We start from the raw sequence: 13,575 nt of genomic DNA on the forward strand, positions 1-13,575 counted from the left end.
CTGAGACAGGCTCGCCACAGATGAGGCCTCTGCTAGTGGTCATACCCATTGGGGTTGTCCGACTGCCATCGCCAGGTATCCCGACACATGTCCTCCACGCCCTTTTCTGCCCGCCAGCCGATATCCGCTGCGGCTTTCTTCGGCGACGCATAACAGCAGGCGATGTCCCCGGCCCGTCGCGGTGCCACAATGTAGGGAACAGGCTGGCCAGAAGTCTTTTCAAAGGCCTTGACCATATCCAGAACACTGTACCCCTGACCGGTCCCCAAATTATAGATATAGAGCCCCGGAGCCTCCTCGGCGCCTTTCAGGGCACACAGATGCCCCTTGGCCAGATCCACCACATGGATAAAATCCCTGACCCCGGTGCCGTCGGGGGTGGGATAGTCATCGCCGAAAACGTTCAACCGCTCCAGCTTTCCGACGGCCACCTGGGCAATATACGGCATCAGGTTATTGGGAATCCCGTTGGGATCTTCCCCGATCCGTCCGCTCTCATGGGCCCCCACGGGGTTAAAGTACCGAAGCAGCACAACGCGCCAGGCGCTGTCCGCGACCAGAAGATCCTGAAGCATCTCTTCGACGAACAATTTTGAGCGGCCATAAGGGTTGGTGGCGCTAAGTGGAAAACTCTCGTCGATAGGCACCGTCTCCGGGTCCCCATAAACGGTCGCCGACGAAGAAAAAACGATGTTTTTCACCCCGGCGTTGTCCATGGCGTGAAGCAGATTCAATGTCCCGGTCAGATTGTTCCGATAATAGGCAAGGGGCATCTCCACCGACTCCCCCACAGCCTTAAGCCCTGCGAAATGAATGACGGCATGGAACTCAGCCGAGGCAAAAAGGGAGGCCAGAAGCGTCTCATCAAGGAGGTCTCCCTTGACAAACCTCAGCGTCTTTCCCGTCAATGATTGAACTCGCTTCAAGGACTCTTCCGAGCTGTTCGACAGATTATCCACCACGGTCACCTGATGACCGGATTCAAGCAATTCCAGACAGGTATGGCTCCCGATATATCCGGCGCCGCCTGTGACAAGTACATGCATAATGTCCTCTTATGATCCATAGACCCAAAAAAATTTAAAGAGCCGAAACAGTGCAACTGCCCTATCTCTCCAGCTCCTTGTCGTTGATGACAGCCAGCGGATTTTCACTCACCAGCTTTAACGCTTCCTTTTCACCCACGATTTTTGTCACCGCCTTCAACCCCGCACCCAGATGAGGCGTCCGGTAATCCCGATCATGGGCATCCGATGCCATGATATCTACAGCGCCCTTTTTCAGAAGATAGCGGGCACAGGAAGCGATATCCCGGCCAAAGGTTCCAGCGATACTGTCTGCGGTTATCTGAACCAGGGCCCCGGTCTCTTCCACCATCTGAAAAAGAAGCCGCGGATCCCTCAAAATGGTAGGATTTCGTTCCGGATGGGCGATGATGGGATGAAACCCGCGATCCTGATAGGCGCGCAACATACGCGTGGCAGCCTTTGGTAAATGGCTTCCTGGAAACTCCACCAGCACATAGCGAGACCCGTTAAGGGCAAAATCAGCCAGATTTTCCGGGTAAAAACCGGCCAGGATTTCCGCCCCGGGCAGCACCATGATATCAATCCCTTTTTCCTGGAGCCTTTCATTGAGACGCTGAATCAATGGCAGGTACAGCTGGGCATCCAGAAGATCCACGCCCGCATGAAAGGTAGCAACAATACGTGCAGTCCCCCCCTTCTCTGCCAGGGCGGCCATGGTGATGCTTTCCTCCATATCCTGAGAACCATCATCCACTCCGGGAAGAATATGACAGTGAATATCCGTCCATCGAGTCTGCAGCATAAATCGTATCCTTAGGTATCAACAAGTCATTTCGAATACTTAAAATATAAGATAAAACACCTCGGCGATGCCCCATGATAAAAGCGGTATTTTTCGGAGCAGTCGCACGTGCGAAGCGGTCTCACATTTCAGCGTCATTTCAAAATAGAGGCGGGGAAAAACCATCCAGACTAAAGCAACAAACGATTATACTACCGACAACTCACCCTTACGGCAATATATTTTCACTGTAGTGCACGAATTTTAACCACCCTATTCCGTCCATATCAGGCCCCTGAGGGACATTTCATATCAATATTTCTCTTTTCATACATGACATATTCCCCTATAGTCATACACTGTTCATGGTAGAGAATAGACGTCATATCCATCGGATGCGTCCCGGTTTAAAACCCCGTATCCACCGGATATGACTGAGACATATTGATGCTAATCATTATTACTCATTTCGGAGGTTCTTCATGTCTTACGAAACCATTCTTGTGAATGTGGAAAAAAATATTGCCACGCTTACCTTTAATCGTCCTAAAGCTCTCAACGCCCTGAACGACAAGCTTCTCACCGAACTCTCTACAGCACTTGACGAGATTGCCGCCCAGAAAAACATCCATGTTCTGGTGCTTACCGGGGCCGGGCACAAAGCCTTCGTGGCCGGAGCCGACATCACAGAGCTTGCGACTTTGGACGTCCCCCAGGGCAAACGGTGCTCACAAAAAGGCCATGCCGCCATTGGAAAACTCCAGGAACTGACGATCCCGGTTATTGCCGCCGTCAATGGTTTTGCCCTGGGGGGAGGCAGTGAAATGGCCCTGGCCAGTGATTTTATCTATGCGTCCGAAACAGCAAAATTTGGCCTGCCTGAGATTACCCTGGGTATTATTCCCGGTTTTGGCGGTACCCAGAGGCTCGCCCGAGCTGTGGGCGCAAACATCGCCAAAGAGATGATTCTTACCGGTAAAATGATTTCAGCCGCGGAAGCCAAAGAGATCGGCATGGTCAATAAAGTCGTGGCTCCGGAAGCCCTGATGGATGAAGTCATGAAAACCGCTGAAGCCATTGCTGCCAAAGGGCGGGTCCCGGTCAGCGCCGCCAAGCACGCCATCAATGCCGGCTTGAATGGTGACCTGCCTTCCGGGTGCGCCATCGAAGTGGAGGCTTTTGCCACGTGTGTCGCAAGTGGCGATGCCAAAGAGGGAACCAGCGCTTTTCTCGAAAAGAGAAAACCGATTTTTAATGCGGGCTCGCAGAAGTAAGGGCTGAAAAGGCCCACGGACGCACACGCCCCAGGCCACTCATAGCGGAGAATTCCTTCCTTGCCCCTTGCGGGCGTTGCTTTACCGGAAAATATGTCCGGCGGTCATTTACTGGCCGCCGGTTTTTTTTGACACCATCGTTTCCCTTTACGTCAAGTTCCCTCTGGCTCTTTACCTAAAATAAAAAAGGCCTCGCGTCCCCATACTTCCCATTTATTCAGACTGTTACCCCCTTGGCCCACGTCTTCTTGCCCAGTCAACACGGAGCCTGGGTTCACACTTTTACAACCCGCGCCTATCCGCACGTTATCAAAGTGTTTTTGATCAAAAATTGGGGTGTATACGTTGTTTTTTGTGTGACTTTTACAGGTGAATCCTTTATGACCTGATGACTGTATAGATATGATTGACACAGAACCGTGGCCTCACGGAACTTCATGCCCTTGCATTTGAGCCCATACACATTTTCAGGCCCGGTGTTTTCATCCGAAGTTCGGAGTTCACGGCATTCCCCATAGACACAGTATGTAGAGGACAGTTCGCATGATTTACGATATTGACTTTGAAACGATGCCGAGGGAAGCCTTGGAAGCGATTCAGCTCAGGCGACTTCAAAGCACCCTTGAAAATGTTTACGCCAAGGTTCCTTTTTATCAGAAAAAATTTAAGGAGGCGGGTCTTGTCCCCGGAGATATCCGCTCTCTCAAAGATCTTTCTCTGCTGCCTTTCACCACGAAGCAGGACCTGAGGGACAACTACCCCTACGGCATGTTTGCCGTCCCCATGGAGAGCGTGGTCCGTATTCACGCCTCATCCGGTACGACAGGGTCCCCCACGGTCGTCGGCTACACACGACGGGATATTGATACCTGGTCCAACCTCATGGCCCGCGCCCTCAGCGCTGGGGGTGCCACCCGCGGGGACATCATTCATAACGCCTACGGATACGGCCTGTTCACCGGCGGCCTCGGTGTCCACTACGGCGCTGAAAAATTGGGTGCCTCGGTGATTCCGGTTTCCGGCGGCAACACCAAGCGCCAGATCGTCATCATGAAAGATTTTGGTCCCACCATACTCACAGCCACCCCCTCCTACACCCTGCACCTTGCCGAAGTGGCCAAAGAGATGGGTTTCTCCTTAGCCGACCTCAACTTCAAGTTTGGCATTTTTGGTGCCGAACCCTGGAGTGAGAACATGCGCAAGGAGTTGGAAGAGACCCTGGGCATCGACGCAGTGGATATCTACGGGCTCAGCGAGGTCATGGGGCCCGGTGTCGCCATTGAGTGCCATGAGGCCAAAAATGGCCTCCACATCTTCGAAGACCATTTCATTCCAGAAATCATCGACCCGATCACCGAAGAGATTCTGCCCTATGGAGAAACAGGGGAACTTGTCTTCACCTCCATCACCAAAGAAGCCTTCCCCATTATCCGCTACCGAACCCGGGACATCACCTCACTCCACCCCGAGCCCTGCATCTGCGGGCGGACCCACATCCGCATGAAGCGCGTCAGCGGACGCACCGATGACATGCTCATCATTCGCGGGGTCAACGTCTTCCCCTCACAGATTGAAAGCGTGCTCATGAAGAGCTCGGATACCACGCCCCACTATCAGCTGGTGGTGGATCGTGAGAACAACCTTGATACCCTGACGGTGAAGGTGGAAGTCAGCGAAACCCTCTTCGCTGATGAAATCCGGATGCTTCAAAACACGGAGAAAAAAATCTCCAAAGATATCAAAGAATATCTGGGTGTCTCCGCCAAAGTCATGCTGGTGGAACCGAAATCCATTGCAAGAAGCGAAGGAAAAGCGGTAAGAGTCATTGACAACAGAAAGCGATAGGCCGAGAATAACGGAGATATCCGTGAGCCGGAAATAGACTCAAAACACGGCCAGGCCGTGAACATTTTTCGGCTCCTTCTATCGGGATGTGCCACCTGAGGCGTCCCGACAGTCTGGCGAGGTCATCATTTTTAATTTATTACGATGCTCATGAAAGGAGGCCTTTGATGCGCGTTGAACAGATATCTATTTTCCTTGAGAATACAGGCGGGCGAATTGCCGAGGTTACCACGATTCTTTCCGCCGCTTCTGTCAATATCCGCGCGCTCTCCCTTGCGGATACCACAGATTTCGGCGTACTCAGACTCATTGTCGATGACAATGAAACGGCCGAAAAGGTCCTGAAAGAGAACGGATTCTCTGTGGGCAAGACCAGCGTCGCTGCCGTGGCTGTTGAAGACAAGCCCGGAGGTCTCAACCGTATCCTGATTCTTCTTGCCAAGGCGGACATCAACGTGGAGTACATGTACGCCCTGCAGCAGAACGGGGACCACGCCGTGATGATCTTCCGGTTCGACAATATCGATGATGCCGTCAAGCTTCTCGACAGTGAAGGCATTCGCGTCTACAAAGCAAGCGAAGTTGCCTCTCTGTAAGTCGTGGGCCGTCAGGGTCTTATGACCCTGATGGCCACGCTGTCTCACCTCTGGCACATCAAAAAAGCGGAACCCTTTACCGGGTCCGCTTTTTTCTTTGGAGTTCTCTCGTCATGCCCCAGAAAAAAGCCCACAAACTCTCTGAAGAGTTAGAACGCCGCCTGCTCCATGGCCTTCATCTGGAGTGGTCTTCGGCGAAAGCAAGCAACCCGGACCCACGCATTCAAACCCTCACCCCTCCCGTGTTCGCCCTCAACGACGCCACGGGGACGCTGGCCCTCTGGAATGGAAGCCGACGCGAGATCTCGTTTAGCCGACAATTTCTCTCTCTTCACCCCTGGGATGCCATCCGGGAAGTCCTACTGCATGAAATGGCTCACCAGGTCGCCCATGAAATACTCGGCGCGGCAGACCAACCGCCCCATGGCCCATCATTCAGGCTCGCCTGCGACCTCCTCGGAGCCAACCCCAAAGCCTCTGGCAGCTACCCGAGCTTGAGAGAGCGACTCGCCATGGGCCACACCTCACCCGAAGATGCCCTCACCCAGCGAATTCAAAAGCTGTTTGCCCTGGCCCAGAGTACCAACCCCCATGAATCCGAAGCGGCCCTTGCCAAGGCCCGGTCCCTCATGGAAAAACACCGCATCGACACCCTTGAAACCAAGGGTCCGCACGATGAATACACCACCCTTTTCCTCGGCCAACCGGCCCTGCGACATCACCGGGAGTATTATGCCCTTGCCAACCTTCTGACCGAGCACTATTTTGTCCGCTGTATCTGGGCCATGGCCTGTGTGGTGGAGAAGGGAAAAATGGGACGTGTCCTGGAAGTCAGCGGCGCCCGGTCCCATGTGTTGACGGCAGAGTATGTTTACCACTTTATCCTGAAAGCCGTAGACCGAGCCTGGATGGACCTACAAAAAGAGGGGGGACAAACACTCGGCCGATATCGCAAAAGCGATTTCGCCGAAGGCCTTGTGGAGGGCTTTTCTCAAACATTAAGGGAAGACAAAAAAAAGGGCGAGATGTCCCTGCTTCCCGAATGGGTCAAAGACCCGGTGCTTGATGCCTATATGGGCAGACGCTACCCCCGGGTGACCACCCGGACCCGCCGCGTCAACCACGTGGATGGCCAGCTCATCAGCAAAGGAAAAGAAGCCGGCCGCCGCATCACCCTCCGTCCAGGGGTCGAAAAAAAAAGGGCACCCAAAGGCACCCTTCTTACCGAATAAAGTTGTTAAAAACGTTCTTCGTTCTTGGTGCTTCGTTTGAGGAGTCGCTGCGGGATATTTCACAAAAAAACGATAGCACCGAATAAATAAGGCGTTATTACAAGCCGTTACCGTGGTAAACCTAAGGCATTTCTCACCCTTCGGGCGAGCCGAATGAACGATCAGGGCTAACCTCGGTCAAAGCCCCCGACCAGGTGCAGGTGGAGATGAAACACCTCCTGACCGCCGCCCTTCTCCACGTTAAAGAAGACCCGGTAGCCTGACTTGTCGGTCTTCTCTTTGACGGCCAGCCCTTTGGCCACGGTCATCATCCGCCCCACCAGGGCCTCATCCACCGCTTCAAGGTCATTGATGCTTCGAATATGCTTTCGGGGAATGATCAGAAGGTGTACCGGGGCCTTAGGGTTGATGTCCCGAATGGCAATCATCTCGTCATCTTCGTAAATAAATTCAGAAGGGATCTCTTTGCCAATAATCTTGCAGAAAATGCAGTCAGCAGCCACAGCCACTCCTTTCGTGTTCTAAGTCATCTTGTTGTTGGATTCGTGCGGCCCAACAAACAGCGGCCCGATAGCTATGATAAGCTCCGAGCCGTTATCGTGTCTCACCGTATATGAAAAACACCGGACCAGGATCCAATGAGGTCTTCTTCCGTCAATGCCTCATCAAGCTCATGAAGGAACTGACGTCTCGGAATCTCTTCAGCCCCGAACCGGAGGAGGTGATCCGTGGTCATCTGGCAATCGATAAACCGAAAACCCTCCTCTTTCAGAAACCGTACGAGCTGAACAAAGCAAACCTTGGAGGCATCGGGTTTCCGGGCAAACATCGACTCCCCGAAAAAAGCACGGCCCAGAGAAACCCCGTAGAGGCCCCCCACCAGCTCGTCCCCGTCCCACGCCTCCACAGAGTGAGCAAAGCCCTCTTTATGCAAGAGGGTATACGCCTCCTGCATCTCATCGACAATCCAGGTCCCCTCTTCTTCGGCCCGCCGGATGGTCGCGCAGCTTGAGATCACCTCGGCAAAAGCCCGATCCATGGTCACCCGATAGGGGGCTCGCCTCAGGGTTTTGCGTAAGGAGCGATTCACCACCAGGTTCTCAGGATAAAGGACCAACCGGGGGTCTGGAGACCACCAGAGGATCGGCTCACCAGGGCTGTACCAGGGAAAAATGCCCATGGAATATGCCAGGATCAGGCGATGCACCGCAAGATCCCCTCCCAGGGCAAGAAGTCCATCCCGTCGTGAGAGCTGGGGGGGAGGAAAGGTCACCTGATCGGACAGTTGAAACAAGGGCATCTGTCGTCACCCTATGCAAAACTGAAGGTAAGTGCGTCTTGCCGCAGTCCGATGGTCACGGTCCCGCCCCTGGACAATCGCCCAAAGAGGAGCTCATCAGCCAACAGGTCTTTAATGGAGGTCTGAATCAACCGTCCCAGGGGTCTGGCACCATAATCGGGGTTGTAGCCCTTCACAGCCAGCCAGTGCCTGGCCTTCGGCGTCAATTTCAGATTCACCTTTCGATCGGAAAGCTGCCCCTTCATTTCGACGATAAACTTGTCCACGATCATCTCCATCACCTTTTCCGACAGGGCTTTAAACGTGATGATGGCATCCAGGCGATTTCGAAATTCAGGACTGAAAATACGCTCAACAGCGCTGCGACCTTTGCCTTCGATCTCGTCTTTGGGGCTGCCAAAGCCAATGGTCTTGGTACTCATCTCCCGAGCACCGGCGTTGGAGCTCATAAGGATGACCACATTACGGAAATCCGCTTTCTTGCCATTGTTGTCCGTCAGGGTTCCATGGTCCATCACCTGCAGCAGGATATTGATAAGATCGGGGTGTGCTTTTTCAATCTCATCCATCAGCAGCACACAGTGCGGGGTCTTGCGAATCCGCTCGGTGAGAAGCCCACCCTGTTCGAATCCCACATAGCCCGGAGGCGCTCCGATGAGTCGTGCCACGGCGTGTTTTTCCATGTACTCGCTCATATCAAAACGCAGAAACTCGACGCCCAGATTAAGGGCCAACTGTTTGGCCACCTCGGTTTTTCCAACGCCCGTGGGCCCGGAAAAGAGAAAAGAACCGATGGGCTTATCAGGAATCGAGAGTCCGGCACGGGAACGCTTGATGGCGGTAATCAATCCGTCCAGGGCTTCATCCTGACCAAAAATTGCACGTTTCATTCGTTTGCCAAGGGTCTTGAGGCGATCTCGGTCAGATCTGGAGACACTGCGCGCCGGAATCTTGGCGATGACGGCCACCACCTTCTCCATATCGGCTACGCGCACCTTCCGAGTGGTGTCTTCTTCGTCAAGACGTTTAAGCACACCGGCTTCATCAATCACATCGATGGCTTTGTCCGGCAGGTAGCGATCATTGATGTGTTTGAAAGAAAGATCCGCCGCCGCTTCGAGGGCGGCCGGGGTGTAGATCACCTGATGATGGGATTCAAACCGATCCTTCAGACCGTTTAAAATCTCTACGGTCTCGGCGACACTGGGCTCTCGGATGTCAATCTTTTCAAATCGGCGGGAAAGGGCCCGGTCTTTCTCAAAATTGTTTTTGTACTCTTCGTAGGTGGTGGACCCCATGCACCGCAGCTCGCCATTTCCGAGCACGGGCTTGAGCATGTTGGAGGCATCAATGGAGCCGCTGCTGGTGGCACCCGCCCCGACGACCGTATGAATTTCGTCAATGTAAAGGATCACATTGGGAATCGCCTTCAGGGATTCAATCACCCCTTTCATCCGCTTTTCAAAGTCACCCCGAAACTTGGTTCCGGCAAGCACCGCAGGAAGGTCAAGAGAGTATATCTTGGTATCCCTCAAGGGCTCGGGCACCACCCCCGAGGCCACCATTTGTGCCAGCCCTTCGGCAAGGGCGGTTTTGCCCACCCCGGGGTCCCCCACAAAGATCGGGTTGTTCTTCCGGCGACGAAGCAGCACCTGAATAATGCGCTGCAACTCCCGGGTGCGGCCGATCAGAGGATCAAGACGCCCTTCGAGAGCTCGTTCCACAAGATCTACGGTATAAAGATTCAGAGGATCTGTCTCCTCCTTATCCTCACGCGAATCTCCGCCTTCGGGGCCGGACTGGCCGTCCCCGGCCGGGGTTTGTTTCTGCTCGTGCTCATGGGAAATGTACCTGAGCACCGAGAGCCGGGTCACCCCTTCTGTCTCCAGAAAATAGCTGGCGTGGGAATCCCGTTCCTGAAAAATGGAGGCAATGACATCGCCCACCTCCACCTCTTTCTTCTCTGCCGAACGCACATGTGAGACAGCCCGCTGGATGACCCGCTGAAAGCCCAGGGTCTGTTGGAGCACGTAATCTTCGGCGCCATCGAGCCTCTCGATCTTCTCCTGAAGAAAAGCATCCACCTTGCTCTTAAGCTCAATGGTATCGCCACCACAGCTCTCAATAATATCAATGCCGGTGGGATCGTGAAGGATGGCAAACAGAACATGCTCAATGCACACATATTCATGGCGTCTTTTTTTTGCTTCGCGAACGGCAAAGCCCAAGGTTGCGCTGAGTTCTCTGCTTATCATAGGTCGTTTTTCTCCATAACACTTCGCAAAGGGTAACCGTTTTCTTCGGCTATTTCATGGACGGCATCCACTTTGGTTTCTGCCACCTCGTACGTGTAAATCCCGCACAACCCCTTGCCCTGATGGTGAACATGAAGCATGGTCTCCGTCGCCTTCTCCTTTGATTGACGAAAAACCGTCATCAGGATATCCACCACAAAATCCATGGGAGTGTAGTCATCATTGATAAGGTAGACCCGATACATGGGCGGTTCGATCAGCCTGGTTTCCCTGTCGACCTCTATGTCTTCCTGCAGATCGGGATGATTCTCGGCCATTGGTCACTCATTCCCCCCTGAAATCCTATGGTTGAAATTATAACACAGAACAAGACAAAAAAGCATCGACGATCATTGAGGGCCAGGGGGTTGCATGTGAATAGGGGGATGGAAGGTCCACATGCCTTTGCCCTTACAGGGATCATCGATGCTTTTGTTACCGATAAACGAAGCAACCCATCACAGCTGGCCGCAACATTTTTTATATTTTTTTCCGCTTCCACAGGGACAGGGATCGTTTCGCCCGACCTTGTTATCCGCATTCCGCGTGGGCTGCTTTGCGGCTCCACTCTCATTATGGGAGTACGAAAGCCGGGACTGCTTCCGCTCGGGGTTCACCTCTTCGACCTGCTCCGGCTCGGCGATCTGAATACGGAACAAAATAGCCACCACCTCTTCCTGAATCCGATCAATCATACCCTGGAACATCTCAAAGCCCTCTTTTTTATAAACGATCAGAGGGTTCTGCTGGGCATAGCCACGAAGGCCGACGCCTTCTTTAAGGTGATCCATGGAGAGGAGATGATCCTTCCAGTGATTGTCCACGGTCTGAAGAATCACATAGCGTTCGAGCTGGCGAAACTGATCCGCCCCGATCAGGTCCTCCTTGCCGCCCATGATCCCCAGGACGTGCTCGTAAATCTGCTCACCCAATCGATCCCGCGTGATATCATTTTGCGTGGCGTCCACCGCAAGGGCGGTGTTGAAATGGCTCCCCATCAACTGGGCGAATGTCTCCCAGTCCCAGGATTCGGGCATCGCCTTCTCCACAACAATCTTGGCGGCAATGTCCCAGGCCACGCCTTCGACCATGCGCAGCACCTCGCCATGGAGGTCTCCGCCCCGAAGGGCTTCGCGACGCTGGCGATAAATCACTTCGCGCTGTTTGTTCATCACGTCATCATATTCAAGGATGTGCTTTCGAATATCGAAGTTGTGACCTTCCACTTTCCTCTGGGCATTTTCGATGGCCCGTGAGATCAGGCGGTGCTCAATCGGCTCTCCGTCTTCAAGGCCGAGTCGTTCCATAATAGCGGTGATACGCTCCCCACCGAAAATACGAAGCAGGTCGTCTTCAAGGGAGAGAAAATAACGCGAGAGGCCGGGGTCACCCTGCCGCCCGGAGCGGCCACGAAGCTGATTGTCAATACGGCGGCTGTCATGACGTTCGGTCCCCAGAATATAAAGGCCCCCAAGATCGGTCACCCCTTCGCCCAACACAATATCGGTCCCTCGACCGGCCATGTTGGTAGAAAGGGTCACGGAGCCCTTCTGCCCGGCCATGGCGACAATTTCCGCCTCCTTGCCGTGATGCTTGGCGTTCAACACCTCATGCTGGACACCCTTCTTGCCCAGTTTCTTGCTGAGCTGTTCGGACATATCGATGGAGATCGTCCCCACCAGCACAGGCTGACCCGTTTTATGCACACTGATGATCTCTTCAACCACCGCTTCAAATTTTTCCTTGCGGGTTTTGTAGATCACATCCGGCATGTCCTTGCGGATCATGGGCTTATTGGTGGGAATGACCAGACACTCCAGGCTGTAAATCTTCATAAATTCTTCCGCCTCGGTCATGGCCGTACCGGTCATGCCGCAAAGCGTTTCGTACATACGGAAGTAATTCTGAAATGTGATGGAAGCCAGGGTCTGGTTTTCATTTTCAATATGGACATTTTCCTTGGCTTCCAGTGCCTGGTGAAGGCCTTCGCTGTACCGTCGCCCTTCCATGAGACGCCCGGTAAACTCATCGACGATCACCACCTTGCCGTCCTTGACAATGTAATCGGTGTCGCGCTTGAACGACGCGTGGGCCTTGAGCGCCTGGTTTACGTGATGAAGCACTTCAATATTGGCCTGATCAAAGAGGTTCTCTACGTTAAGCTTCTCTTCGGCTTTTTGAACCCCCTCATCGGTCAGGCTCACGCTGCGGGATTTTTCATCCACGGTGTAATCCACATCGGCCTTAAAAAGAGGCATGATGCTGTTGACAACGCCATAAAGCTGGGTGGACTGCTCCGCCGGGCCTGAAATAATCAAAGGGGTTCGAGCTTCGTCGATGAGGATACTGTCGACCTCATCCACAATAGCAAAATTAAGATCTCTCTGGACCAACTGATCCTTCGTGAACTTCATGTTGTCCCGAAGGTAATCGAAACCGAATTCGTTGTTGGTCCCGTAGGTAATATCGGCGTTGTACGCGGCCTTCCTCTGACGATCATCAAGGCCATGAACAATATTACCGACCTTAAGTCCCATAAAATTGTAAAGTCTGCCCATCCACTCCGCGTCACGTGAGGCGAGGTAGTCGTTGACAGTCACCACATGGACACCCTTGCCCGTCAGTGCGTTCAAGTAGGCCGGGAGGGTGGCCACCAGGGTCTTGCCCTCACCGGTTTTCATTTCGGTGATCATCCCGCTGTGAAGGGCCATGCCACCGATAAGCTGGCTGTCGTAATGCCTCATTTCAAGGACTCGGCAGGAGGCTTCGCGAACGGCGGCAAAAGATTCAGGAAGCAGATCGTCGAGGGTTTCCCCTTGTGCATAGCGTTCCTTAAAAGCCGGGGTCAGAGCCTGGAGCGCCTCGTCATCCAAAGACTTGTATGTCTCTTCCAGCGCGTTGATTTGCTCCACGATCAGGGCAAGACGTTTAATCACACGATCGTTTTTCGTTCCAAACAGTCGGGTCAGTAAGTTTATCAGCATCGGCTGTATTCCTCTTTCAGCGGGAAACCGTTCTTAATTTTATAATCATCAAATGATAGCCTCAACGCATAGACAATGGCCATGCATTCGGCCAGGGGACGCCATGGAGGATTCCATGACAATGAGGGGACCTTCGGTGGCGGTTCTCTATTCATTTTTGTCAACACGAGGGAAGCCCATGGGGTGCCGGGGCTCGGCATCCGCCACATAGTTGTACAAAACGGGGATAAAATCAAGGGAA

At 53.4% G+C, this 13,575-nt stretch carries 11 protein-coding genes; 4 read left to right on the forward strand and 7 right to left on the reverse strand.

What is annotated here, in order from left to right; all coding sequences use genetic code 11:
* Positions 1-32 precede the first annotated feature (32 nt).
* Positions 33-1,046: a UDP-glucose 4-epimerase GalE gene (gene galE, locus Q1Q75_RS10795; protein WP_300670246.1), complete on the reverse strand. Its 1,014-nt coding sequence runs from the start codon at positions 1,044-1,046 to the stop codon at positions 33-35.
* A gap of 61 nt (positions 1,047-1,107) precedes the next feature.
* On the reverse strand, positions 1,108-1,830 hold the full coding sequence (locus Q1Q75_RS10800) for a CpsB/CapC family capsule biosynthesis tyrosine phosphatase (protein ID WP_300670247.1): 723 nt from the start codon (positions 1,828-1,830) through the stop codon (positions 1,108-1,110).
* A 461-nt stretch (positions 1,831-2,291) separates the two neighbouring features.
* Between Q1Q75_RS10800 and Q1Q75_RS10805 the strand changes: the two genes are divergently transcribed.
* From Q1Q75_RS10805 to Q1Q75_RS10820, 4 genes are all read left to right on the forward strand, one after another.
* Positions 2,292-3,083, forward strand: coding sequence for an enoyl-CoA hydratase-related protein (locus tag Q1Q75_RS10805; protein ID WP_300670249.1), 792 nt, complete (start codon positions 2,292-2,294; stop codon positions 3,081-3,083).
* A gap of 543 nt (positions 3,084-3,626) precedes the next feature.
* A complete protein-coding gene (locus tag Q1Q75_RS10810; RefSeq protein WP_300670251.1) occupies positions 3,627-4,928 on the forward strand; it encodes a phenylacetate--CoA ligase family protein in 1,302 nt (433 codons plus the stop codon).
* Positions 4,929-5,095: 167 nt separating this feature from the next.
* The gene (locus tag Q1Q75_RS10815; RefSeq protein WP_300670253.1) at positions 5,096-5,524 is read left to right on the forward strand and encodes an amino acid-binding protein; all 429 of its coding nucleotides are present in this window, start codon (positions 5,096-5,098) and stop codon (positions 5,522-5,524) included.
* A gap of 113 nt (positions 5,525-5,637) precedes the next feature.
* Entirely contained in the window at positions 5,638-6,756 is a 1,119-nt protein-coding gene (locus Q1Q75_RS10820; protein WP_300670255.1) for a DUF2786 domain-containing protein, read from the forward strand.
* Positions 6,757-6,923: 167 nt separating this feature from the next.
* Here the strand turns inward: Q1Q75_RS10820 and Q1Q75_RS10825 are convergent, their stop codons facing one another.
* From Q1Q75_RS10825 to secA, 5 genes are all read right to left on the reverse strand, one after another.
* On the reverse strand, positions 6,924-7,259 hold the full coding sequence (locus Q1Q75_RS10825) for a histidine triad nucleotide-binding protein (protein ID WP_300670257.1): 336 nt from the start codon (positions 7,257-7,259) through the stop codon (positions 6,924-6,926).
* Between the two features lie 101 nt (positions 7,260-7,360).
* On the reverse strand, positions 7,361-8,056 hold the full coding sequence (aat, locus tag Q1Q75_RS10830; RefSeq protein ID WP_300670259.1) for a leucyl/phenylalanyl-tRNA--protein transferase: 696 nt from the start codon (positions 8,054-8,056) through the stop codon (positions 7,361-7,363).
* A gap of 11 nt (positions 8,057-8,067) precedes the next feature.
* Positions 8,068-10,311 (reverse strand): ATP-dependent Clp protease ATP-binding subunit ClpA, encoded by a 2,244-nt coding sequence (gene clpA / locus Q1Q75_RS10835; protein ID WP_300670261.1) that lies wholly within the window; start codon positions 10,309-10,311, stop codon positions 8,068-8,070.
* Complete coding sequence (gene clpS / locus Q1Q75_RS10840; protein WP_300670263.1) at positions 10,308-10,628, reverse strand: ATP-dependent Clp protease adapter ClpS; 321 nt, start codon at positions 10,626-10,628, stop codon at positions 10,308-10,310. The genes clpA and clpS overlap by 4 nt, the downstream gene beginning before the upstream one ends.
* Positions 10,629-10,808: 180 nt before the next feature.
* The gene (gene secA / locus Q1Q75_RS10845) at positions 10,809-13,334 is read right to left on the reverse strand and encodes a preprotein translocase subunit SecA (RefSeq protein WP_300670265.1); all 2,526 of its coding nucleotides are present in this window, start codon (positions 13,332-13,334) and stop codon (positions 10,809-10,811) included.
* Positions 13,335-13,575 lie beyond the last annotated feature (241 nt).

This window comes from Desulfoluna sp. (genome assembly GCF_030145185.1).
Taxonomy (GTDB): Bacteria; Desulfobacterota; Desulfobacteria; order Desulfobacterales; family Desulfolunaceae; genus Desulfoluna.

Excerpts from the sequence above, each read along its gene's own strand:
- galE (WP_300670246.1), bottom strand. The coding sequence starts at position 1,046 with ATGCATGTACTTGTCACAGGCGGCGCCGGATATATCGGGAGCCATACC.
- Q1Q75_RS10800 (WP_300670247.1), bottom strand. The coding sequence starts at position 1,830 with ATGCTGCAGACTCGATGGACGGATATTCACTGTCATATTCTTCCCGGA.
- Q1Q75_RS10805 (WP_300670249.1), top strand. The coding sequence starts at position 2,292 with ATGTCTTACGAAACCATTCTTGTGAATGTGGAAAAAAATATTGCCACG.
- Q1Q75_RS10810 (WP_300670251.1), top strand. The coding sequence starts at position 3,627 with ATGATTTACGATATTGACTTTGAAACGATGCCGAGGGAAGCCTTGGAA.
- Q1Q75_RS10815 (WP_300670253.1), top strand. The coding sequence starts at position 5,096 with ATGCGCGTTGAACAGATATCTATTTTCCTTGAGAATACAGGCGGGCGA.
- Q1Q75_RS10820 (WP_300670255.1), top strand. The coding sequence starts at position 5,638 with ATGCCCCAGAAAAAAGCCCACAAACTCTCTGAAGAGTTAGAACGCCGC.
- aat (WP_300670259.1), bottom strand. The coding sequence starts at position 8,056 with ATGCCCTTGTTTCAACTGTCCGATCAGGTGACCTTTCCTCCCCCCCAG.
- clpA (WP_300670261.1), bottom strand. The coding sequence starts at position 10,311 with ATGATAAGCAGAGAACTCAGCGCAACCTTGGGCTTTGCCGTTCGCGAA.
- clpS (WP_300670263.1), bottom strand. The coding sequence starts at position 10,628 with ATGGCCGAGAATCATCCCGATCTGCAGGAAGACATAGAGGTCGACAGG.
- secA (WP_300670265.1), bottom strand. The coding sequence starts at position 13,334 with ATGCTGATAAACTTACTGACCCGACTGTTTGGAACGAAAAACGATCGT.